This is a genomic window from Providencia sp. R33, from assembly GCF_019343475.1.
GTDB lineage: Bacteria > Pseudomonadota > Gammaproteobacteria > Enterobacterales > Enterobacteriaceae > Providencia.
In genome coordinates this window covers 469825-491892 of the sequence record NZ_CP072453.1, presented here as the reverse complement: position 1 = coordinate 491892, position 22068 = coordinate 469825, and the positions used below count along the sequence as shown (strand labels likewise).

Annotated in this window: 23 protein-coding genes and 1 riboswitch; of the genes, 8 read left to right on the top strand and 15 right to left on the bottom strand. The window is 41.0% G+C overall.

What is annotated here, in order from left to right; all coding sequences use genetic code 11:
- Window positions 1-438 precede the first annotated feature (438 nt).
- Window positions 439-1590 carry a methionine adenosyltransferase gene (gene metK, locus J6836_RS02270; RefSeq protein WP_219246470.1) on the top strand — a complete coding sequence of 384 codons (1152 nt, stop codon included), beginning with the start codon at window positions 439-441 and terminating at the stop codon, window positions 1588-1590.
- An 82-nt stretch (window positions 1591-1672) separates the two neighbouring features.
- Here the strand turns inward: metK and J6836_RS02265 are convergent, their stop codons facing one another.
- From J6836_RS02265 to J6836_RS02255, 3 genes are read right to left on the bottom strand one after another with little or no spacing between them, the layout of a single operon-like run.
- Window positions 1673-2083 carry a DUF6691 family protein gene (locus J6836_RS02265; protein ID WP_219246468.1) on the bottom strand — a complete coding sequence of 137 codons (411 nt, stop codon included), beginning with the start codon at window positions 2081-2083 and terminating at the stop codon, window positions 1673-1675.
- A gap of 4 nt (window positions 2084-2087) precedes the next feature.
- Window positions 2088-2525, bottom strand: coding sequence for a YeeE/YedE family protein (locus J6836_RS02260; protein WP_219246467.1), 438 nt, complete (start codon window positions 2523-2525; stop codon window positions 2088-2090).
- A gap of 1 nt (window position 2526) precedes the next feature.
- The gene (locus tag J6836_RS02255) at window positions 2527-2853 is read right to left on the bottom strand and encodes an ArsR/SmtB family transcription factor (RefSeq protein ID WP_219246465.1); all 327 of its coding nucleotides are present in this window, start codon (window positions 2851-2853) and stop codon (window positions 2527-2529) included.
- Between the two features lie 109 nt (window positions 2854-2962).
- Between J6836_RS02255 and J6836_RS02250 the strand changes: the two genes are divergently transcribed.
- Window positions 2963-3496 (top strand): SprT family zinc-dependent metalloprotease, encoded by a 534-nt coding sequence (locus J6836_RS02250; RefSeq protein WP_219246462.1) that lies wholly within the window; start codon window positions 2963-2965, stop codon window positions 3494-3496.
- 32 nt (window positions 3497-3528) lie between these two features.
- Here J6836_RS02250 and J6836_RS02245 read toward each other — a convergent pair whose 3' ends face one another.
- Window positions 3529-4599 carry a magnesium transporter gene (locus tag J6836_RS02245; RefSeq protein WP_219246459.1) on the bottom strand — a complete coding sequence of 357 codons (1071 nt, stop codon included), beginning with the start codon at window positions 4597-4599 and terminating at the stop codon, window positions 3529-3531.
- 74 nt (window positions 4600-4673) lie between these two features.
- Window positions 4674-4846: riboswitch (M-box (ykoK) riboswitch) on the bottom strand.
- 586 nt (window positions 4847-5432) lie between these two features.
- Here J6836_RS02245 and J6836_RS02240 point away from each other — a divergent pair.
- Complete coding sequence (locus tag J6836_RS02240) at window positions 5433-5669, top strand: HEAT repeat domain-containing protein (RefSeq protein ID WP_219246457.1); 237 nt, start codon at window positions 5433-5435, stop codon at window positions 5667-5669.
- Between the two features lie 101 nt (window positions 5670-5770).
- Here J6836_RS02240 and hcr read toward each other — a convergent pair whose 3' ends face one another.
- Together hcr and hcp are read right to left on the bottom strand one after the other, a co-directional pair.
- Complete coding sequence (gene hcr / locus J6836_RS02235) at window positions 5771-6775, bottom strand: NADH oxidoreductase (RefSeq protein ID WP_219246455.1); 1005 nt, start codon at window positions 6773-6775, stop codon at window positions 5771-5773.
- A gap of 76 nt (window positions 6776-6851) precedes the next feature.
- Window positions 6852-8504, bottom strand: coding sequence for a hydroxylamine reductase (gene hcp, locus J6836_RS02230; protein WP_219246454.1), 1653 nt, complete (start codon window positions 8502-8504; stop codon window positions 6852-6854).
- 309 nt (window positions 8505-8813) lie between these two features.
- Between hcp and clcA the strand changes: the two genes are divergently transcribed.
- Window positions 8814-10199 carry a H(+)/Cl(-) exchange transporter ClcA gene (clcA, locus tag J6836_RS02225; RefSeq protein WP_219246452.1) on the top strand — a complete coding sequence of 462 codons (1386 nt, stop codon included), beginning with the start codon at window positions 8814-8816 and terminating at the stop codon, window positions 10197-10199.
- A 120-nt stretch (window positions 10200-10319) separates the two neighbouring features.
- On the opposite strand, the gene tehB is transcribed toward clcA, so the two are convergent.
- From tehB to J6836_RS02200, 5 genes are all read right to left on the bottom strand, one after another.
- Complete coding sequence (gene tehB / locus J6836_RS02220; protein ID WP_219246450.1) at window positions 10320-11207, bottom strand: SAM-dependent methyltransferase TehB; 888 nt, start codon at window positions 11205-11207, stop codon at window positions 10320-10322.
- Window positions 11208-11331: 124 nt separating this feature from the next.
- Window positions 11332-12411, bottom strand: coding sequence for a linear amide C-N hydrolase (locus J6836_RS02215; RefSeq protein ID WP_219246448.1), 1080 nt, complete (start codon window positions 12409-12411; stop codon window positions 11332-11334).
- A 179-nt stretch (window positions 12412-12590) separates the two neighbouring features.
- Window positions 12591-13364, bottom strand: a complete 774-nt coding sequence (locus J6836_RS02210; RefSeq protein WP_219246446.1) for a topoisomerase IV — start codon at window positions 13362-13364, stop codon at window positions 12591-12593.
- A gap of 358 nt (window positions 13365-13722) precedes the next feature.
- A complete protein-coding gene (locus J6836_RS02205; protein WP_219246444.1) occupies window positions 13723-14301 on the bottom strand; it encodes a YceI family protein in 579 nt (192 codons plus the stop codon).
- Window positions 14302-14314: 13 nt separating this feature from the next.
- Entirely contained in the window at window positions 14315-14872 is a 558-nt protein-coding gene (locus J6836_RS02200; protein WP_219246442.1) for a cytochrome b, read from the bottom strand.
- Between the two features lie 366 nt (window positions 14873-15238).
- Between J6836_RS02200 and J6836_RS02195 the strand changes: the two genes are divergently transcribed.
- A complete protein-coding gene (locus tag J6836_RS02195) occupies window positions 15239-15868 on the top strand; it encodes a glutathione S-transferase family protein (protein WP_219246440.1) in 630 nt (209 codons plus the stop codon).
- A gap of 146 nt (window positions 15869-16014) precedes the next feature.
- On the opposite strand, the gene J6836_RS02190 is transcribed toward J6836_RS02195, so the two are convergent.
- Window positions 16015-16635, bottom strand: a complete 621-nt coding sequence (locus J6836_RS02190; protein ID WP_219246438.1) for a malonate decarboxylase holo-ACP synthase — start codon at window positions 16633-16635, stop codon at window positions 16015-16017.
- A 208-nt stretch (window positions 16636-16843) separates the two neighbouring features.
- Between J6836_RS02190 and J6836_RS02185 the strand changes: the two genes are divergently transcribed.
- A complete protein-coding gene (locus tag J6836_RS02185) occupies window positions 16844-17839 on the top strand; it encodes an FUSC family protein (protein ID WP_219246435.1) in 996 nt (331 codons plus the stop codon).
- 19 nt (window positions 17840-17858) lie between these two features.
- Here J6836_RS02185 and J6836_RS02180 read toward each other — a convergent pair whose 3' ends face one another.
- Window positions 17859-18551, bottom strand: a complete 693-nt coding sequence (locus J6836_RS02180) for a DAPG hydrolase family protein (protein WP_219246433.1) — start codon at window positions 18549-18551, stop codon at window positions 17859-17861.
- Window positions 18552-18643: 92 nt separating this feature from the next.
- Here J6836_RS02180 and J6836_RS02175 point away from each other — a divergent pair, with 92 nt between their 5' ends.
- Both J6836_RS02175 and J6836_RS02170 read left to right on the top strand, forming a co-directional pair.
- The gene (locus J6836_RS02175) at window positions 18644-19285 is read left to right on the top strand and encodes a TetR/AcrR family transcriptional regulator (RefSeq protein ID WP_219246431.1); all 642 of its coding nucleotides are present in this window, start codon (window positions 18644-18646) and stop codon (window positions 19283-19285) included.
- A 129-nt stretch (window positions 19286-19414) separates the two neighbouring features.
- Window positions 19415-20056 (top strand): NAD(P)-dependent oxidoreductase, encoded by a 642-nt coding sequence (locus tag J6836_RS02170; RefSeq protein ID WP_219246429.1) that lies wholly within the window; start codon window positions 19415-19417, stop codon window positions 20054-20056.
- 100 nt (window positions 20057-20156) lie between these two features.
- Here the strand turns inward: J6836_RS02170 and iolB are convergent, their stop codons facing one another.
- Entirely contained in the window at window positions 20157-20987 is an 831-nt protein-coding gene (iolB, locus tag J6836_RS02165) for a 5-deoxy-glucuronate isomerase (protein WP_219246428.1), read from the bottom strand.
- 178 nt (window positions 20988-21165) lie between these two features.
- Entirely contained in the window at window positions 21166-22059 is an 894-nt protein-coding gene (gene iolE, locus J6836_RS02160) for a myo-inosose-2 dehydratase (RefSeq protein ID WP_219246425.1), read from the bottom strand.
- Window positions 22060-22068: the final 9 nt, after the last annotated feature.

Below are 22068 nucleotides of genomic sequence, written 5' to 3'. Positions count from 1 at the left end.
AGCAGGTGCATTATTTTGACCTACTGGTATATAACGGGAAAAAACAACCATCCGTTACGGTCGCAGTTTATACATCTATTGGGTTCAAAAAGCAAAAGCAAAATGCCGAAATTGCGATAAAATTTTGGCCGCTATTCATGAAGGCGGCTCAACACGCAAAAAATAGCCCATCTATGTACTTTTATTCATACTGAATAATTTTTAAGTGAAGAACAATCAAATAAAATAAACTGCCTTCTCTTCGGTGATTCAAAGCGATTTCGCTTAGTTTATGGTGTGTTACTAGGGGTTTTGCCTAATTGGCGATGGTGAATTTGTGCCTCTATTCATTTTTTGTATAAATACAGGTAGAATTTTTTACTGCATGGGACTAAAATAGCCGTCTAGATGTTAAAACATCCAACTATAAATTCTGCGAATTCTTAAGGTATTAATCTCATGGCTACACATCTCTTTACTTCTGAGTCTGTATCAGAAGGGCATCCAGACAAAATTGCGGATCAAATCTCCGATGCAGTACTTGATGCTATTCTTGAACAAGACCCAAAAGCTCGCGTTGCCTGCGAAACCTACGTCAAAACAGGTATGGTAATGGTCGGGGGAGAAATCACCACCAGTGCTTGGGTTGATATTGAAGAAATCACACGCAAAACCGTTCGTGAAATTGGTTACACCAGTTCAGACATGGGCTTTGATGCCAATTCATGTGCTGTTTTAAGCGCGATTGGTAAGCAATCTCCTGACATCAATCAAGGTGTTGACCGTACAGATCCATCAGAACAAGGTGCGGGCGACCAAGGTCTGATGTTTGGCTATGCAACTAACGAAACTGACGTGCTGATGCCAGCGCCAATTACTTATTCACACCTTTTAGTTCAACGCCAAGCTGAAGTACGTAAAAATGGTACGCTGCCATGGTTGCGTCCAGACGCGAAAAGCCAAGTTACATTCAAATACGATAACAACAAAATTGTGGGTATCGACGCCGTTGTTTTATCGACTCAGCATTCTGAAGATATCCAGCAAAAAGACCTGCATGAAGCGGTGATGGAAGAAATCATCAAGCCAGTTCTGCCAGCGGAATGGTTATCAAAAGAAACGAAATACTTTATTAACCCAACAGGCCGTTTTGTGATCGGTGGACCAATGGGTGACTGCGGCTTAACAGGCCGTAAAATTATCGTTGATACTTACGGCGGCATGGCTCGTCATGGTGGTGGTGCGTTCTCTGGTAAAGATCCATCAAAAGTTGACCGTTCTGCGGCCTATGCAGCGCGTTATGTAGCAAAAAATATTGTTGCAGCGGGCCTTGCTGATCGTTGTGAAATCCAAGTGTCTTACGCGATTGGTGTTGCTGAGCCAACCTCCATTATGGTGGAAACCTTTGGCACCGCGAAAGTTGACGAATCTCTGCTGATCCAACTCGTGCGTGAGTTCTTTGACTTACGTCCTTATGGTTTAATCAACATGCTTGACTTGCTACACCCTATTTATCAGCAAACAGCGTCTTACGGCCACTTTGGTCGCCCACAATTCCCGTGGGAAAAAACAGACAAAGCAGATGCTTTACGCGAAGCTGCTGGCCTGTAATCACACTAAAAAATATGACACAAAAAAACCCATCATGATGATGGGTTTTTTATTGCTTGAAACCTAAATCCAATTAAATGACTTAGGATTTTTGGCTAAATTGGTAAACGGACATCCCTGCGATCATTGCCAGCGCAAAAATAATGCCTTGGGTGATCCCCAAACCTGTCAATAACAATGCAGGCCCTGGGCAAATCCCCGCTAATCCCCAGCCAAGACCAAATAGTACGCTCCCTGTCACCAATTTTTTGTCTATTTTTTGATTGGTTGGAATTTGTAATGGGCAATTTAACACGCTCACACGGCGCTTTTTCACCCATGCATAAGAAATTCCGCTGATAACCATTGCAACAGCCATTGTCACCAGTAATGAAGGATCCCAATTCCCTGTGATATCGAGGAAAGCTAAAATTTTGGCAGGGTTCCCCATCCCCGCAAGCACCAGCCCTAGGCCAAATAAGACACCTGAAATTAACGCAATAAGAATTGGCATCGGTTTATCCCCCTAACCCAAAGTGGTTAGAAATTGCGACCGTCACAAAAGCGACAACCATAAAAATCAACACAGCGACAATTGAGCGACGGGAAAAACGTGCCATGCCACAAATACCGTGCCCACTTGTACACCCGCTTCCTAAACGTGTCCCAAACCCGACTAACAAACCTGCAATTATCAAAACAGGTGTACTTGCAGCAATGTTCACTTCGGGGGTATAAGCAACCCACATAAATAAAAGTGGTGAAATGATAATGCCTAAAATAAAGGCGACCTTCCATGCCGTATCCCCTTTCACAGGTTTTAAAATCCCCCCTAAAATACCACTAATTCCAGCAATTCGGCCGTTAAAAACCAGTAAAATCGCCACAGCGACACCAATCAATACCCCACCGATTGCAGCCGAAACAGGTGTAAAATTGACCCAATCAATACTCATCTTATTTCTCCTGCACTGGGCAATAAAGCTGATATAACGTATTGAGCAACGTAAATAATTTTTCATCAGCAATCGCATAATAAATACGTTTGCCCTCACGACGAGTTTTAACCAGCCCATCATTACGCAGTACAGTAAGTTGCTGAGATAATGTAGGTTGTTGGATACCAAGCTGTTGTTCCAAATCACTGACGCAAGCCTCCCCTTGTGTCAATTGGCACAATAAAATCAACCTATCAGGGTTACCCAGTGTTTTTAATAATGAAGCCGTTTGTGATGCAGCCTGTTTCATGGCTGAAAGCTGTTGTTCCGATGCGGTATTATTCATATAGTCACTTATATTTAACAATATTATATACAAACACAATATATTGTTTAATATAATAACTGTCAATTTTTACTTGTTTGTGAACATCTGTATCGCGTATTCTTAACGAATGAAAACCATTCGAGTCCCCATTTTCCTACAGCAGCACGTTATGCGTGTTCTACGCGAAAAGCTTGCCCTTGCAGAGCAAAAGCTGGAACAAACGTTTCCAGAACCTGCTATTAACTATAAACAGCGTGGTACCACAGCGGGTAGCGCTTACTTGAAAGAGTGGGAAATTCGTATTAACGCAACACTACTGATTGAAAATACAGACAGCTTTGTCGATGAAGTTATCCCTCATGAACTTGCACATTTGCTGGTTTATCATGTCTTTGGCCGTAAAGGCGTTGCCCCTCACGGAAAAGAATGGAAATGGATGATGCAGCATGTATTGGAGGTTGATGCAAAACGTACGCACAACTTTGCCGTTGCAACAGTTAAAAGTAAAACATTTGCCTACCACTGTGCTTGCCAAACCGTACATCAGTTAACCATTCGTCGCCACAATAAAGTGGTACGAGGGGAAAACCAATATTTGTGTCGTCAATGTGGGGAGATTTTAAAACAAGGGGAAAGGATTGGCGCTGCGGCAGAAAACTGATTTCCTGCCGCATCAAAGTTTGAGGCGTGCGCTTAAGCAAACTCCGTCATCACTAATTTAGCGATTTCAAAGTAAATAATTAAGCCAGTACCATCGATAAAGGTCGCGATGAACGGTGCAGAGACCACCGCTGGGTCAACTTTCAGTTTCTTCAATACCATAGGGATAATTGAAGAAACAACCGCGCTCCACATAGTGATAGCAACGATGGTTAAGCTCACCACGATAGTCACTTCATGGCCAACACCTAAAACCCAAGCACGGATTAAAGCTGCGCCGCCAATGGTAATTGCAACTAAAAACGAGGTTGAAACCTCTTTTTTCAGAACAGTACCGAGATTACGCAAACTCACCTCACCCAATGCCATTGCACGGACTAATGTCGAGGTGATCTGTGTTCCGCTGTTGCCCCCTGTTCCAATTAATAATGGAATAAAGAAAGCCAGTGAAATTGCGGCTTCAAGCTGTTCTTCAAATGCTTTTAAAACTGTTCCAGTGTACGCTTCCGCCACAAACAACATTAATAACCAAACCACACGCTTACGCCATAATGTGACTGGGCTTGTCGTTAAGTAAGGTTCATCAAGTGGTGTGGTTGCGCCTTGTAACTGCGCATCAAGTGTATTCTCATCTTCAATCAGTTCTGCGATATCTTGCGGACGCAAAACACCCATTAACTTGCCAAATTGCACCACAGGGATCATATCTAATCCGCTATGGTTAATCAGGTCATAGACATCGTGACGAGATTGTTCTGGCGCAACTGAAAAATAATTGTGACGCATAATATCCGACACAAATAAATCTTCAGGTGATGCTAATAATGATTTAACTGAAAGAATGCCATTTAAATAATTGTCGCTATCGACAACAAATAAATAGGTGGGGATTTGCTCGCCTTCAAGATGTTCAATAAGGTTTTTCTTTACACAAGCAATTGAATCTGCGACAGAAACTGGCAGATATGATTGGCTCATATATGCGCTGACTGTAGCGTCATCGATTTTTGGTTGTTGTGTATTGTTGCCTTTGAGGCGTGCGTCTTTCATCGCGGATTGAGCAATTGCAACTGCTCCCGCTTTGTTCTGGGTAGTGAATGTCATTTTTTTAGTCCCTAGTTACTGTTGGTTACTCAAACAGTACTCACATAGGGGCGAAACCAGATGAGAGAATGCGAAAGCTATCTCTTCGTCTCGGTTTTAGCACTATACAACGTATCCTGCTTTTAACAGGAAGTTACATGGGGATATACCTTCGGTCGATATATCCTGTCCTAATCTTGGGCGTCTCTCGACGTCGTCAGATCAGTAACCTATGTTTGTATAGGAGCCTCGCCTAACGAGATACTGCACTTTGGATGCGGCGCGAATTATACCCATTGAGAAATTAATTGCCACCCTTATTCTAAGGTTTTTTACGCATGGGAAACTTACCGTTTAAGTTTTGTTTAAGTTAATGTTTAATATAAATTCATAAAGTAACAAAATGTAATCTTAAATAAGTTTTGTTACTTTCTTATTCATGACTGAGGTAAAAACATTAATTAAAAAATAATCACGTAAGAAACTAAAAGTGCATTTAATATAATCGTTAAAAATTTTTATATTACATAAAGAGAATACTTACCAAATTTCAGCCCCATAGCCTATTTAAGCTTTCCAAGTTGGATTTCCCCCAATTTAATATAACGCACACTCATGCAAGGAGTAGGATAAATCACTCATACTATTATAAAGCGTAATTTATTCTTTTATTAAAACCTAAAAATTAAAAATTTAGATATGAAAATTTACTTAGCGCGCTATTTAATTCCATAAAATAACATACGGTCATTTTTTTTAATTTATATAAATGTTTTTTTATTTTAATTCAGAGTTAAATATTAACAGATTTATCTTAGAATAAATCAGAATTTATTAACCGTGAAAATTTTATTATGGATAAAGTAATTGTAGGTATGTTAACGAGCTTAACATTTCGCGTAAATGATGAAATAAAAATCGCGGCTATTTCCGCTTTAGGTGATTTTAAGGCAACGATTGAATATAATGATGCTATTATAAGGATCATAGACTTATGCCAAGATCCTAATAAAGAAGTTGCTGTTTCAGCGATCAATACATTAAGTAAGTTATCAATATATTTTTTGCAAAATCCGCAATTAGAACATTAAAAATTACTCTTATTTTATGTATTGTAAATTTTGACTCATTTTCATATGAAACACTGTCCCATTAAATAACTCATGAGACAGTATATTATATTTAAATAAATTTACGCGATTTCAGTGTCACCTTGTAATTGACAGCTACATGCTAAAACGTACCCTTCGGCAACTTCAGCAGCAGTCAATGTCATTGTGCTTGTTGTTGTATAATTACCTGATAATACTTTTGTTTTGCAACTCCCACAAACACCTGCACGGCACGCAGCAATAACAGGCTGTTTATTTTGTTCTAATGCGGATAATAACGAAATTCCTACTGGTACTTTAAAATCGGTTAAACGTTGGCGGATTTTCAACGTCAGAATATCTTCGCTATCAACTACTTCTGGCTCAGTTGAAAAACGCTCCATAAAGAAATGTTCAGCAGGCACGCCCAAATTAGCCGCAAATTGCTGGGCATTTTTCATGTAAGGAACTGGCCCACAAGTCATCACCACCCGAGAGGCAATATCGGGAACTAATGCATGTAATTTTTCTTCATTTAAACGGCCTTGAGCTAACTCACCATTATCTGGCGTTTCAGCCATAATGCACAACTGTAAACGGTCTGGATAAGCGCGGGTAAGTTGTTGCCACTCCTGCGCAAAAATCACTTGCTTGTCATCTCGCACATTGAATAATACTTTCACATGCGTTTCAGGGCGATTAGCCATCAACCAGCGTGTCATTGACATAATTGGCGTCACGCCACAACCTGCAGCAAGCATCAAATACTGCTGGCTTTTGACATTCGCACAAGTAAATTCCCCTTGCGCTTCAGACAACCAGAGATAATCCCCCGGTTTTACTGCACGAGTTAACCAGTTAGAACCCGCACCATCCTCTAAACGCCTAACGGTAATTGAAATATAACGGCTTTGACCCGGCGATGATGAGAGTGTGTAAGCCCGCATGACATCATCACTATTTTTGATACTAACCAATGCATATTGCCCTGGTGAATACATATAAAAATCGTGATTAATTAAGTTGATCGTCCAAACATCCGATGTTTCTTGGACAATCGAATGAATTTGCATTCTGTTTGGACATAAACTGCTTGGCATTGTCATCGCACGACTCCTTTAAAGGGGCTTACGCCCCCTCTTCTCATATCAGTATTTAAGGCTTGTTATATTGTCTGGCTAATTATGCAGGTAAGATTTCAGCCAAATCTTGCTCAACCGTCGTAATGCTGCGCATTCCAAACTTCTCATTTAACACATTGAGTAAGTTTTCAGTTAAGAAACCCGGTGCACTTGGGCCGGTGTAAATATTTTTCACCCCGAGCGCCAGAAGTGTGAGTAAAATCACGATGGCTTTTTGCTCAAACCACGACAAAATTAAGCTCAGTGGTAAATCATTGATACCGCAACCCAGTTTTTCAGATAAATTCACAGCAAGCATAATCGCTGAGTAAGCATCGTTGCACTGACCCACATCAAGTAAGCGTGGTAAGCCTTCCAGCGTACCAAAATCTAATTTATTGAAGCGGTATTTACCGCAAGCCAGCGTTAAAATCAGGCAATCTTCTGGTACTGCACGTGCAAAATCGGTGTAATAACTTCTTTCGTCACGGCTACCGTCACACCCTCCAACAAGGAATACATGGCGTAATTTTTTCTGTGAGACTAAATCGATTACTGCATCTGCTGCACTTAACAGTGTTTGACGTCCAAAACCAACAGTGATTTTGTGTTCGATTTCGGTATATGGGAAGCCCGCTAATGATTGCGCTTGTGCGATCATTTCAGCGAAATCATCACCCTCAAGGTGTTTTGCACCCGGCCAACCAACAATGCTGCGTGTCCAAATACGGTCTTTATAATCACCAACATCTGGGTCAATAATACAGTTTGACGTCATCAACACAGGGCCTGGGAATTTAGCAAATTCCACTTGCTGATTTTGCCAGCCGCTACCGTAGTTACCGACTAAATGTGCGTATTTTTTCAGTTCTGGGTAACCGTGAGCAGGTAACATTTCACCGTGGGTATAAATGTTAATCCCTGTTCCTTCAGTTTGTTCTAACAGCATTTTTAAATCTTTCAGGTCGTGACCTGAAATTAAGATACATTTTCCTGCGACAGGGCGAACGTTAACTTCCGTTGGCGTTGGGTGGCCAAATTCCCCTGTTTCTCCTGCATCTAAAATTTCCATGATTTTGAAGTTCATCAAACCAATTGCCATGGAATTATCGAGCAGTTCATTCATATCTGCGGGTAATGTACCAAGCCAAGCCATAATTTCATGATATTGGCCATAAACATCATTATCATATTGGCCTAATACATGTGCGTGCTCCATATAAGCTGCCGCACCTTTTAAACCATATAGGCAAAGCATACGCAGGCCGTGGATATCTTCACCCACTTGGGCTTTATCGATATCTAATGCAAATTTTGCGGCTTGTGCTTGCAATGCTGGGATATCTGTCCCCTCTAATTGCAAATTAATCAGTGGGTGATTGAATGCGACTGCGCTATTCACTGATTGGCAGTGTTTGATGAGTTTATCACGTAAATAAATCGCTTCACGCGCATAACCGATAATACGATCTGAATCGAAGTTCACGTTAGTTAGCGTGGAGAAAAATGCGCGGGGAGCAAAGCTATCAATGTCATGATCGATAACACCTAAAGTGCGTGCCGTAGCCGCACTCGCCGATAAACTTTGCAATACAGCAACTAATAAATCTTGTAGGTCAGACGTTTCAGCTGTTTTACCGCACATACCCTGCGCGTATGCACAGCCATTTCCAGCTGGAGTTCTAATTGTTTGTTCACATTGCACACAGTACATGTTGTTCGCCTCTTAAAGTTGCATTTTAAATACAACATTAAGATTACGCTCTTTATTAGAATAAAAAAGAGGCATTTTCAGGTTATCTAACCATTTATTGATCTACATTAATATTCAATGTTAATGAGAACTATTCACATCAATAAAAGTATGCTAAATAAACAAATTCGCCGTTTTCCTGTAGTATTTCGCCCCCCTTACGCTGACATCTATGAAAAAAAATCATTTCCCATGATGGTTTTATGGCAACCCTTGATATACTGAATGCAAGTGATTGTTATTTGGTCGTAATTAGAGAGTCCAATAAAGATGGTACAGGCAAATTCATCCCAAAAATCTACTCCCTCTTCAGCTAAGGGGTTATTCTCACGAATAAAAAGCTCGGATAAAACGCCATTAAAGATCCTCTTACTATCTGCCATTATTGGCGCATTTGTGGGGTTAATCGGCTCTTTATTTGAAATGGGGACGACGTGGATCAGCAATTCACGCGTTCAATCGGTAGGTGAACTCGTCGACAATAAGTGGTTAGTGGTTGTTGCCATGTTTTTTGTGTCTGCCATTTTAGCGATGATTGGCTATTACCTTGTAAAACGCTTTTCCCCAGAATCTGGGGGATCAGGTATCCCTGAAATTGAAGGTGCTTTACAAGATTTACGCCCCGTCCGATGGTGGCGAGTGCTCCCTGTAAAATTTATTGGTGGACTTGGTACATTGGGCTCAGGAATGGTTTTAGGTCGCGAAGGCCCAACAGTACAATTGGGTGCAAATATCAGCCAAATGTTCTATGACATTTTTCGTTTAAAGGATAATGAATCCCGCCATACATTATTAGCATCGGGGGCAGCGGCAGGTTTAGCGACCGCATTTAATGCACCACTTGCGGGGATATTATTTATTATTGAAGAAATGCGCCCACAATTTAAATACAGTTTAATCTCCATTAAAGCAGTATTTATTGGCGTGGTTACCGCGACAATAGTCTACCGTTTAATCAATGGTGAAGCTGCGGTGCTCAACATTGGGCAATTTTCCGCTGCACCGATGAATACCCTATGGCTGTACCTTATTTTAGGTATGCTGTTTGGCGTTATCGGGATTTGCTTTAACCATTTTTTGTTATTCTTACAAAGCCAGTTTCAACGTTTTTACCAAAACAAACTTTCACGTTTTGTCCTTATGGGCGGGTTAATTGGCGGCCTTTGTGGTGCAATTGGCGTTTACATGCCTGAAATTGTGGGCGGTGGTTATGCCGTAATCCACCAAATGGTCGCAGGTAGTTTCACTGTCACTCTCTTATTACTGTTTTTTGCGCTGCGTTTTCTAACTTCAACCATTAGCTTTAGCTCAGGGGCACCCGGCGGGATCTTTTCTCCCTTATTGGCTCTAGGTACTTTATTTGGAGGGATTTTTGGTTACGGTGCATTAGCCATCTTCCCTGAATACCAAATTGAGGTAGGGACATTTGCTATCGCAGGAATGGGCGCGTTATTTGCGGCTACCGTCAGAGCACCTCTCACGGGGATCGTCTTAGTATTGGAAATGACCAATAATTACCAGTTAATCTTACCGATGATTATTACCTGTATTGGTGCCACCATGATGGCGCAATTCTTAGGCGGTCGACCGTTATATGCAGTTTTGTTAGAAAGAACCTTAGCGCGTAGCGATAAAGAAAAAGCTGCTGAAGCTTAATTTTTTGCATAAAAAAGGGGCTTTGATTAGCCCCTTGAGGTTGTTGACAAAGCAGGATAAAAACGTGATTTTTCCTGCTTTGTGTTAGTAACCGAAAATCAATAAATTGATCTTCCAAGTTTATTTCTTTTTAGCAATTAATGTCGCAAAATTCAATTTGATGCGGTTACCTTGCGCATCAGTGCGGTGCAAATGGCCTGGGTTTTCGTTGTATTTTAAGATTTCCCAATCTTGGTAATACCCTTCTAACTCACCAGGGCGCAAGAAACAATTGAATGGCACTAAATCCATTGGTGCATCTGGCGTTTCTACCGCGCAGACAATCACGTTTATCCCACCAGATAATGTATGTTCCTGCATATTTTTTACCACATCGGTAATTTTTTCCCGCTGTAAGAACATTAATACCACGGTAGAAATGATTAAATCGTAATCACCTTGAATTTGATGACTATTGATGTCATAAACCGCGGTATTGATATTCTCGATACCGGCTTGTTTTTTTACAAAATCAATCGCCTGAATATGTTGTGGATTGATATCAACTGAAGTGACATCATACCCTTGTAATGCAAGGTAGAAGCTATTACGGCCACGCCCTGAACCAAGATCCAGCGTTTTACATGGCTTAGACAGGTTATTTTCACACAGGTAACGCACTTCAGAATGGGGGGTAGTCAAACCATATTCTTTAAAAAATTTAAGCTCAGGTTTGCACATAAATGACAGCTGGCATTGCAGATCATCACTACAATCAGAAATTCGATGCCAAACTTGCGGTTCAATTATTGGCGGCTGGTTGTTTATATCAAACGTAAAATGTTGCTCGCTACCATCATCATTAAAAATAATGAAATCCAAAGAGCCTTGCAGCACCTTTAATTGCGCATAAGAATCTTCTTTTGTGTTATGGCGTTCTTGAAACATTACCGGAAGAGACGCTTTATCCCAGACAGGCATGGTCTTGTAACACACTAGCTCGTTCATATCATCACCAATAAGTTGCATTTTAAATACATCTTATACTGTTCGTTTATTATCTGCAAAGTATTCATCAATAAATTGCTGAGGCATTGATACATATCAACCTACCACAATTGCCGCAGGTTGATACCTCAAAATTAGATACAAACTAATAGCCTAATTGTTTTGCACTAAGCCCTAAGAATTCAAATGGTTTTGTCACCACATAGTTATTGGTGGCATCCCCTGAATAGATATGACTTTGTTCTTCACCCAGATCTAACTTTTTCACTTTTCCAGTCTCAGCCGAAAAATCAATTTTCGCTAAATCCGTCCAAAAGATATTTGGCGTGAGTGCAGACTCGAAAAAGTATAATTGACGCTTATGGTCCACCAATGTGCGCCAGCGAGTTGAGGAGATCTCAGGGGAAGATTCAGAGCTTAAACCATAAGGCACAGAGGCATTACGGATCACACCAAACACACTCGCAACTGCTTTATTTGCCGTGGTATTTTGTGGAATGGCATTAATATAAAACTGCGCACGAGCAAACCTATCAGCTGAACGGTTCGTACCAGGCAACATAACGGTGCCGCCAATACCTTGCCAATATTCCTGCATTGCCAATTGTTTTTCATAGGTTGGCGAGTTGGTCATTACTTGGTATTTACGGCTATGATGGATGACCTGCTTGCCATCGATATATTCGATGATTGCACTGTCACCGCTGGCATCTGAAATGGATAAATGTAAGGTAGCCAAACGGTCTTGACCCGGTACATTATCAGTGACCACCAGCAATGGATTTTTTTCAAGGTCTTCAACGGCTTCAGCGACAGTCGCATAGTTATCTAAAACATATTGCGCCCATAGTGAAATTGATAATGCAGGTTGTTTATCATTCACTTGCGGATATTTTGACTCTGCTAGCCAAAGTAAATTGGCAACCAACCCTTCTTCGTTAACCCCATCAGTGGTCGAAATATCGTACCCTGACGCAATCACGCTGCCATATTTCGAGTTCCATTTCACTGAATTCGGCCCTGCAACACCATCCCGCGCCATACCGCGTGGGAAAATCCAAAGGTTAGTGCCGATATCATATTTCCAGTCCATGGTTCGTCCTGTCATGATTTGCTCATTTTCCCCTAAATACACAACACGGGTACAAGCTTGGCTAACCACGGCTGGCAACGAAATTGCCGCTAAGGTAATGAGCGTCACAATACTTTTTTGAACGAACTTCATACCACCTCCAAAAGAGATAAAACTAACAGATTGATATAGTAAGCATACTACATAAGTGCAGATGATGAGTTTTGCACAGATAAAGTATAAAAAATGGCAGGAGATGTGAATAAAATAAATGTAATAATTAACAATAAGTAATAGCACCCCATGATGAGATGCTATTACTTCACATAAAACTAATTATTTACTGATGAAAATAAAGAGCGTAACAATGCGGCTTTTTTTCCATTATCAGGAATAGCGAGAATTTCATCATAAAAACTAATAGAGATTTGGCAAGCCAATGCAGGGGATTTTTTCCCCGCGTTTAAATTCCCAAGAATTGCAGCATCTGCACCATATTTAGCACTAAGGCCCGTTGCTAATTGAGCGAGTGTTTCCGTATATTCAGTGGGTGACATCAGCGCCTGTGTTTTACCAGCTTCACTGGAAATCAATAATTCATTCGTTGCTTGAATTTGCTTTAATAACACGGCTTGGCTTTTTTTCGGTGGAATGATTTCAGCTGTTTCTCTCAAATGTGGAAATAATGAATAAAAACAGGTTTGCCCTGTTGGGTCTTCTTCCAGCAAAACTTTAAGGTAATCATTGACCTTACTGGTAAAATTAATCACCGCATCATCCGATGCATATTCCATTCGTTCTACAACCAGTTTCATCACGCTGCCAACCACTTGGTCGAATAATTGACGACGAATATCTTCATTTTCAGGGTCGTATTGCGTGATCAAGTGTTCAAAGCTTTGGTAGGTTTCAGGGCTGATTTTTTTCACTGTCGCAATAATCGGCAGCTCTTTTTCAGCTTGCACCAATGCTTCAGAGTGAATAGCGGTATTATTGTCCGTAGATAACACATTATTATCTTTACTTAACCAGTAAAAACCGACTGCAAATGCAATAAAGATAATGCTAACAATCAATGCGGTTTTACGTGAACTATTTGTATTCAAAGTCGCCCTGCCTTTTCTTAATAAAACGAATAACTATGCTTGCTTTCACGTTATGACGTTACCTTTTCATCACTTTCATTACCCGATGACATTAAGTCACTCAGATAATTATAGTGTGTATTACGATAACATTCTGAATTAACCTGAAAAAAGTGATATTGACTATTTTAGCCTGTATCAATGCGGGCTAGCTATAGGAATAAGGGAAATTGCGAGGGAATGGTGAGGGAATTTGCCACAAAAAATCAAATCATTATTTTATAATAAAAAACACCCTCGAGGTTTATCTCCCCGAGGGTGTCAGACTGCTGACAAACCGATTAGGTTTGACTGCAGGTTGGATTGGTTTTGACAAAAACTATTTAGCCTGAACGCCTTCAACTGAAATTAACAGTTGAGCTTCTTGGGATTTAGGGCCCAAATCAGACTTAATATTAAACTCTTTCAGCTTGATGTTACCTTGAGCTTCGAAACCTGCACGGTACCCACCCCATGGATCTTTACCTTCACCCATAAGTTTTGCATCTAATGTGATTGGTTTCGTTACACCATTTAAGGTGAAGTCACCGGTAATTTTGTAGGTTTCACCGTCTTTTTTCACTTCCGTTGAAACAAATTTCGCTTCTGGGAATTTAGAGGCATTTAAAAAGTCTGCGCTACGTAAGTGCTTATCACGCTCTGCATGGTTAGTATCGATGCTGCCTGTTTTAATCGTCACTTCAACTTTGTCTTTTGCTGGGTCTTTTGCATCATAAGTAAAGTTACCATCAAAATCTTTAAAGCTACCGTATACCCAGCTATAACCTAAGTGCTGAATACGGAATTCGATGAAAGCGTGTTGGCCTTGCTTATCAAATTGGTAAGTTTCAGCAAGTGCAGAACCTGCCGTTAAAAATAGTGCACCAGAAGCCAGACCAAGAACCGTTTTCTTCAACATAATTATCTCCACGTTACTTATCGGGGTTAAAACCCAACATTCTTTTTAATGTAATATCACGATCAAAAATGTGATGTTTAAATGCGGCAAACGCATGTAAAACTGACAATAAAACTACCGCCCAAGCAAGGTACAAGTGAATTTCACCTGCGGTATCTGCTTGTGTTGCAGCGCCAGTAAATAAAGCGGGAACCTCAAACCAACCAAATACACTGATTGGTTGTCCATCAGCGGTCGAAATTAAATAACCGCTAATCAAAATACTGAATAAAATAATATAAATCAGAATTTGAACAGTAATAGAACTGACTTTCGTTAATTTACTGTAGCTTGATAATGGCTTTGGTGGTGGTGAAATAAATCGCCAAATCACACGAAATGCCATAACAATAAATAATAATATTCCTATACTTTTATGAATTTCTGGTGCTTGGTGGTACCAGCTATCATAATAGCCCAGAGTCACCATCCATAAACCTAAGGCGAACATTCCATATACGACAATCGCGACTAACCAGTGAATGAGCAGCGAAATGTGCCCATAACGGGTTGTATTATTTTTCCATTGCATGATAAAAAACCAGTTAGAGATTAAGGTGATATTTAATTAACTAAGCCGTAATAATCATAAGGTGAAATTAATTTTATTCCTATCCCAAAGTTAAACAAATATTTTGTTGAAGATATTCAAATACGATCACCATTATAAAAAATAGTTTATTATTCCTTTTTGTCTATATTAAATAATAAAATTTGAATAAAGTTTTTTCCAGTTTTGTAAATCACTGTGGCAATTTCTTTTTTGATAGTATTATTAATTCTATCTTATTCTTATTCGTTATATTCTTTTTTACGATAAAAAACATTTGTAGACCCACTCTATTCCTTTTACATTGGTATTCTCTGTGTTCCTCTTTTCTTATTAGCAGGTTGACCTATGTACACACTTTGGATTGCGAACAAAAATTACTCTTCTTGGTCATTACGTCCTTGGGTTTTATTAAAAACGCTGCAAATCCCTTTTGAGGAAAATATCTGCTTTTTTGAAAGTGGTAAAAGTAGCCATGATAAATTTAGCCGTTTTTCTCCGACGGGGTTAGTCCCTTGTTTAGTGGATGGAAAACAGACCGTTTGGGACTCTTTAGCGATTTGTGAGTATGTGTCGGAAGATTACCCGCAAGTGTGGCCAACAGACCGTACAGCAAGGGCTTGGGCACGTAGCGCCAGCGCTGAAATGCACTCAGGTTTCACTGTATTACGCCAACAATGCCCAATGGATGTGTCTCGCAATGCGCCATTAACCGATATCTCTCGCGAATTACAGGCGGACATCGATCGAATTTCACAGTTGTGGCAAGAAGGGCTGGATAAATTTGGCGGCCCTTGGCTGGCAGGGAATAAATTTACTGCGGTAGATGCGTTTTATGCCCCTGTCGCATTTCGTATCCACAGTTACCAGCTCCCCGTCAATGCCGCGGCGCAACAATGGATAGCTCGTATGCTAAGCTTGCCTGCGATGCAAGAATGGCGACAAGCTGGCATTCAAGAGCCCCATATCAAACATTAAAAAATAGCGCAGAGCCTTTTCCCTCTGCGCTATTTTCAAGCGATTATTGTTCGGTAAAAAATCACCTGCACGAACATCAAAATTAATTATTAAACAATATGTTCAATAAACAAACGAGCGGCGTGCATTTTTACGACAACCGCAATTTAAAGCGTTTCATCCCACGGATCTGCTGTCATCACATCACCTTGTGGTGTATGCAATGTAACTTGGTCATTTTTAAACCACTCAGCTAATGAAAAACCGCCTTTCGGCGTTTCCACATGGATGTCGATAGGACAATAAGGCGTATTGGCTTTGATGGCAAATTCGGCAAAATCTTCTTTTTTATGGCGTGTTGGGCAGCGTAGCACCACATCGAGGTCACAATCGGACAGCATGCTTTGAATATCCGTTGCCAATGTATAAGCGCAGCTCCCCGCTACACCCCATTTCCACGGCCATTTAGTTTGTGAAATCAACCATAAAACCTGTACTGGCGGCAATGCAATAAACATCGATCGCTGCAATTCAACGGAATCAGCCACCAATGATTCCACATTCATGATGTGGGTGATTGCTGATTTTTTAATTTGTGTCGTAACACGTTGATGCGGCTTGATACCCCGTATTGCAACCGTCACGCTACCGTCTTCTGCTTTGTCACGGTACACCGTCAGTGGCAGTTTGCTATTCCACTGTGCGCCAACCCATTCGGGAAGTGATTCTATCTCGACGTCTTCATTACTGCCGACCCAAACAAAATCATGAGGATTGATTATTTGCATTTTTTTACCTTTATGATTGTTACGACTGCTCTTTGCCTATTATGCCTTTTTTGCTATATAAAAACAGAAGTTACCTCGACTTTGCTTGGGCAATAACATTTATTTCCAATCTGACAAAATGCGTATTTCCCCTTGTAATCCTATGAGGCTTATTATTTAATTACTTTAATAATTAATAAGTTAAATGTCGATTTGTGAGCGTCGTATTATGAGAACGTTTCCAGCTATTCACGATGGGATTATCTTTACCAGTTGCATGTTTTTCAGTGCGGCAACAGCTTTTGCGATTTTAGACGCACAAGCTGCCATGTGGGCAGCCTTCTCAACCTTATATTCCTTTAATTTATTCAATGCGGCGAAAGAGTATAAAAATTATGCTTATACCGCGTTTTGTTTACTGATGATCTTAGTGGCGATTTTCATCGGTGATACCCTACGCCTTGGTATTCCTTTTTATATTTACCTTGCCATCTTCTCGTTCATTTATTACCAATTGTACGGCACCGACCCCGCCATGGATTTAACCATGAAATTTATGATTATCATGTCAACAATTGGGACGATTTTGCCAGATATATCCAAAAGCTTAGCGCTAGGCTTTATTATTGGCAGTGCTGTGACACTGATTACCTATTATGTTCTTAGCCATAAAATGACACGCCACAGTGTGATCACCAGCGCCTTAGTGGAACGTAATTTATTTACCTTGCGTAAAAATATTATCCCTCGGTCAATGACCTATGCACTGGGATTACTGCTCGCGCTTGCGATCCCTCGTTTTATCGACCTTGGGCACTTTTATTGGACACTGCTGACCTTTGTATTTGTTTTACATCCCAAATCACAAAGCATTATTAAGATTACCTTGCAGAGAGTCTTAGGCAGTCTGATTTCTGTTTTATTACTCTATTTTTTATTTAATACCCCACTCATGCCGTATATCGGGTTAATTGCGATGGTGGTTTTTGCATTTTTAATGCCAATGAGTTTTCACCACGGATATACGTTTATGACTTTTGTTGTGACAAGTTTAATACTCTCCGTGCTTGAACAAGTGGTGTATTGGCGGCACCCAACTTATGAATTACTGTTCGACCGCGTATTGGAAACGGCATTAGGCGGTGTAATTGCCATTGTGACGAGTATTATTTTGAAGTTATTCCGCGAGGGAAACACACCTGAGCAAACCGTGGAAAAAAGCTAATTTCCCACGGCAGCTTCGTTTACCAAGGTAGAGGGGCTTTCTCATCGTTCCCGTGTTCCCCGTAATATAATGACGGTAAGAAACGCGATAAATAAGTAAATTCGTTATAGCAATGGCGCATTAATTCAAGGCCGATATTGTCGGGTAATTCACTCACAGGGTCTGCCAATGAAGCACCAAGTAAAAAACGGCTACGCAAAACGCAACCAAACTCAGTGTCTCGCGTAATGTGCATCATTCTGCCGTCAACAGGGTAGCCCTGGGCATCCATCAACACATTGTCCCCAAAGCCAATTGAAGCGCAGACGGCTCCTGAGATTGATTGGTTTTCAATCGCTTGTTTCAGTGCGTTCGAATCAAAAAAGTCACTGGCTTCGCGAAATTTCAATTTAGCCGCAACAGGCGGAATTTCGCCTAATGATTCAACCGCATGAATTGATGCACCAATATAGCTCTCCCCTTTTTTCCATTTGTCATCCCAGCCATGGTGGGCGACATGGTCATGGGGGTGCCACCAGCGGATGTGCTGCGTCGTTTCAAAAAAAGTAAACCACCACTCTAACATTCGGCCTTTACAACTATGTAAGTCCGTTCGGACTGCAACGGTGAGTAACCCATTTTCATCCCTTTCAATCCCCATCTCTAACCGTAATGGTGCGGGTAACAGTAAGTCATTCACATTTTCAACGGCCCAAGCTGTATTCGTTTTCATTTTTCACCTCAATTAGGAAACTTTATTTGTTTCCTAATTATATTTGAGCTAAAATACGCCTAAGTCAAGTACAAAAAAATAGAGCGCCATTTATGCAAAAAAATGAATCAAGCAAATCGACACGCGGTAGACCCAGTGTTCCTGAGGCTGAATTAAAAGAAAAAATTATTCAGGCCACTGCACAATCGCTCCTTGAGGAAGGTTACTTGTCCACCACCATTGATACAGTGGCAAAACGAGCAGGGGTGGCGAAAAAGACTATTTACCGCTTTGTTGATAACCGCGAAACGTTAATTGAGATGGTGATTTTGAGCTGGACAGACAGCTTTGTTCCCCTGTTTGAGCAAGAAGCACAATCAACTGATAACTTTTTTGCCTTACTCACTCAAAACATCAATGCAATTGCACAAAAAGTATTGTCTTATGAAGCCGTTGGGCTCTTTCGTTTATTGCAAACCGATTTCAAACAAAAACACATTTTGCTCGATAAATACCAAAAAAGTGGCATAGAACGTAGCCGCCAACTGTTGACGCAGTGGTTGGTTCGCCATAAAGAAAAGCAGCTTATTAAACAAGCAGATTTTGTGGTACTCAGCGATTTAATCTTATCCATGGCCATCGCCGAACCGTTAAGGCAAATTTCCTTAGGGCTCTCCCCTGCGGGGTTAACACCCACAATCGAAGCAAGAACAGAGCAAGTCGTTGCCCTTTGCAAACAGGTATTACACCCATAAAAACTGGCGAATGATGTCAAGAAAACGCACCAAGTACATTCCGCGGAGAATAAATCTGCCCTATACTTTAATAAGATGATATTTACAAAATCAATCAAACAACAGTGTGTCACACACTAGGGGTTCCGTATGAAAATATCGATCATTGGTGCGACCGGTTTTGTGGGAAAAGCATTAGTTGCAGAAGCGCTGCGCCGCCATCACCAAGTGACTGCAATTTCTCGCCATAGCAACACCCTGCCACAACATGCTCATTTGATAACTGAATCTGGGGATATTACCGATGTGGCTTGGCTAACGTCTCGTCTGAAAGGCCAAGATGTGGTGATTAGTGCATTCAACGGTGGCTGGCAAAATCCGAACTTGTACCAAGATACAGTCAAAGGGAATAACGCTATTTTGCAAGCGGTACAAAAAGCCTCGGTAAAACGCTTTATTGTGGTCGGTGGCGCGGGTAGTTTAAAAATCGCCCCTAATTTGGATTTAATCGACTCCCCTGATTTTCCAGCCGAAATTAAACCTGGCGCACAAGCCATGCGTGAGTTTAAAAACCAGTTGCAAACTATCGATACCCTTGACTGGACTTATGTGTCCCCTGCTGCCATGTTAGAACCGGGTGAACGCACAGAAACCTTCCGTTTAGGTGGCACTGAATTATTGATGAATGGCAATGTGCCTGCGAAAATTTCTGTGGAAGATTTTGCCGTTGCTATCCTTGATGAAGTGAATAATGCCCAATTTATTCGCCAACAATTTACAGCGGCTTATTAATTACATATAAAAAAGCCGGTAAATAATTTACCGGCAAAATAGATAACAGATTTGGTGCTTTTAACTTTATTCACGACTACAGGTGACTACAGGTAACAACTTACTGCGCTTTGTGCTTGGCGGCATACACGTCACTATTGACCCAATTATGGTCTTTTTCCCATGTAAATAACCACTTACGTGTTGGCCCTGCCATCACATTCAAATAGTAGTTATCGTAGCCTGCCATAGTTGCCATTGGGTGATACCCTTTTGGCACCATAACCACATCTTTATTATACACCGCCATACATTCGTCTAATTCACGGTCGTCAGTGTAAACACGCTGCATACAGAAACCTTGGGATGGGTTCAAACGGTGATAATAGGTTTCTTCTAAATAGGTTTCATTCGGTTCATTATCGGTATCATGTTTATGGCTTGGGTATGAACTGGTGCATCCCTCATCCGTAAATACTTCCACCACTAATAAACTGTCTGCCGCTTTATCGTCGGGCAAAATATTGTGGACATAACGTTTGTTATAACCATGACCGCGTTGTTCTGCGCCAATATCATCAGGGCCAATTAAACGGGTTGGATAAGTGCCTTTTCCTTTCGCACTGCAAACGGCGAGCTCCAGAGCCGTTTCGGCTTTAACTTCAGCAAATTCTTGCGCCGTCACATACACCGCATATGGTTTTTTACGCTCAAATGGATCCATGCGATCGCCAATATTTTCAAACGTTTGATCTGGCGTTTTGATCGTCGCCTTACCTGCCACTAAGACCAAACACATTTCGTTTTCAGATGCAGGTAAAGAAATGGATTCACCTTGTTTCAGTTCATACACATCAAAGTGTACATATCCCCAGTTGGCAATCTGTGGCGTGATATGCTGAGTACGCTTATGTGCATCTGGAGCATGGTATTTCGACAGTAATTTTGACATAACTTTCCTCTAGCTTTTTTCGGGTTATGACCGTTGCTCACAACCTATTTTATTAACTTTTTAGCGCTATCTAATATGCGTTTGTGATCAAAAGTACCAATCCCTAGAAACGCACAAATCAATATCTAGGGATGGTAAACGAGACCCACAACATCACAGACTTAAATGTGACGAAGGTTTAGATGAGGCCTGCGTCTTTCGCTAACTTGTGTAAATTGTTATAGCCTAAAGTCGCATACGTCAGTGGATGCGCAATTGCCGGGTCTTGCTCCGCTTCTACCACTAACCAACCATTTTCATATTGGCTATTTTTCAATACTTTGAAAACTTCTGGGTAGTTAACACAGCCATCACCCGGTACGGTAAAGACCCCTGCCAGTACCGCATCTAAGAAACTCGTTTTGCGGTTTTTCACATCATTGAGCACATCAGCACGCACGTCTTTGCAGTGCACGTGGTTGATGCGTTTTGCCCAACGTTTCGCGACTTCTACTGGGTCTGCCCCTGCAAATGTTAAGTGACCTGTATCAAGCAATAAACCGACTTCATCACCCGTATATTTCATTAGGTTATCGACATCTTCAGCCGATTCGATCACCGTACCCATATGGTGATGGTAAGCAATTTTAACGCCTTGAGATAACGTATATTTCGCAAATTCCGTCAGTTTTTTACCATATTCTTCCCATTTATCCGCAGGGAACAGTGGGCGCATATGCACGGGTTTGTTTTGATCACCATGAATACAATGGGTAACCTCGGCAAACACCATCACTTTGGCACCGAGATCACGCAATAACGCTAAGTGACCTTGCACAGCTTCAATTTCTTCTTCTACGCTGCGAGTTAATAACTCACCCGAATACCAGCCAGAAACTAATTGTAAGTCGTGCTGTTTTAAAATTGGCCCTAAAACATCGGCTTTACGTGGGAATTTATTCCCCAATTCAAAGCCAGCAAACCCTGCCTGACGGCCTTCGGTCAAACAAGTTTCTAGTGACGTTTCCGCCCCCAGAGTGGGTAAATCATCATTGGTCCATGTCAAAGGGTTAATACCAAGTTGGATTGCCATGATGAAGCT

Coding starts and splice junctions, on each gene's coding strand:
- J6836_RS02190 (WP_219246438.1), bottom strand. CDS start 16,635: ATGCAAATAATCAATCCTCATGATTTTGTTTGGGTCGGCAGTAATGAA.
- J6836_RS02185 (WP_219246435.1), top strand. CDS start 16,844: ATGAGAACGTTTCCAGCTATTCACGATGGGATTATCTTTACCAGTTGC.
- J6836_RS02170 (WP_219246429.1), top strand. CDS start 19,415: ATGAAAATATCGATCATTGGTGCGACCGGTTTTGTGGGAAAAGCATTA.
- iolB (WP_219246428.1), bottom strand. CDS start 20,987: ATGTCAAAATTACTGTCGAAATACCATGCTCCAGATGCACATAAGCGT.
- J6836_RS02205 (WP_219246444.1), bottom strand. CDS start 14,301: ATGTTGAAGAAAACGGTTCTTGGTCTGGCTTCTGGTGCACTATTTTTA.
- J6836_RS02240 (WP_219246457.1), top strand. CDS start 5,433: ATGGATAAAGTAATTGTAGGTATGTTAACGAGCTTAACATTTCGCGTA.
- J6836_RS02260 (WP_219246467.1), bottom strand. CDS start 2,525: ATGAGTATTGATTGGGTCAATTTTACACCTGTTTCGGCTGCAATCGGT.
- J6836_RS02255 (WP_219246465.1), bottom strand. CDS start 2,853: ATGAATAATACCGCATCGGAACAACAGCTTTCAGCCATGAAACAGGCT.
- hcp (WP_219246454.1), bottom strand. CDS start 8,504: ATGTACTGTGTGCAATGTGAACAAACAATTAGAACTCCAGCTGGAAAT.
- J6836_RS02215 (WP_219246448.1), bottom strand. CDS start 12,411: ATGAAGTTCGTTCAAAAAAGTATTGTGACGCTCATTACCTTAGCGGCA.
- J6836_RS02250 (WP_219246462.1), top strand. CDS start 2,963: ATGAAAACCATTCGAGTCCCCATTTTCCTACAGCAGCACGTTATGCGT.
- metK (WP_219246470.1), top strand. CDS start 439: ATGGCTACACATCTCTTTACTTCTGAGTCTGTATCAGAAGGGCATCCA.
- hcr (WP_219246455.1), bottom strand. CDS start 6,775: ATGACAATGCCAAGCAGTTTATGTCCAAACAGAATGCAAATTCATTCG.
- J6836_RS02195 (WP_219246440.1), top strand. CDS start 15,239: ATGTACACACTTTGGATTGCGAACAAAAATTACTCTTCTTGGTCATTA.
- tehB (WP_219246450.1), bottom strand. CDS start 11,207: ATGCAACTTATTGGTGATGATATGAACGAGCTAGTGTGTTACAAGACC.
- J6836_RS02245 (WP_219246459.1), bottom strand. CDS start 4,599: ATGACATTCACTACCCAGAACAAAGCGGGAGCAGTTGCAATTGCTCAA.
- J6836_RS02265 (WP_219246468.1), bottom strand. CDS start 2,083: ATGCCAATTCTTATTGCGTTAATTTCAGGTGTCTTATTTGGCCTAGGG.
- J6836_RS02180 (WP_219246433.1), bottom strand. CDS start 18,551: ATGAAAACGAATACAGCTTGGGCCGTTGAAAATGTGAATGACTTACTG.
- clcA (WP_219246452.1), top strand. CDS start 8,814: ATGGTACAGGCAAATTCATCCCAAAAATCTACTCCCTCTTCAGCTAAG.
- J6836_RS02175 (WP_219246431.1), top strand. CDS start 18,644: ATGCAAAAAAATGAATCAAGCAAATCGACACGCGGTAGACCCAGTGTT.
- J6836_RS02200 (WP_219246442.1), bottom strand. CDS start 14,872: ATGCAATGGAAAAATAATACAACCCGTTATGGGCACATTTCGCTGCTC.
- iolE (WP_219246425.1), bottom strand. CDS start 22,059: ATGGCAATCCAACTTGGTATTAACCCTTTGACATGGACCAATGATGAT.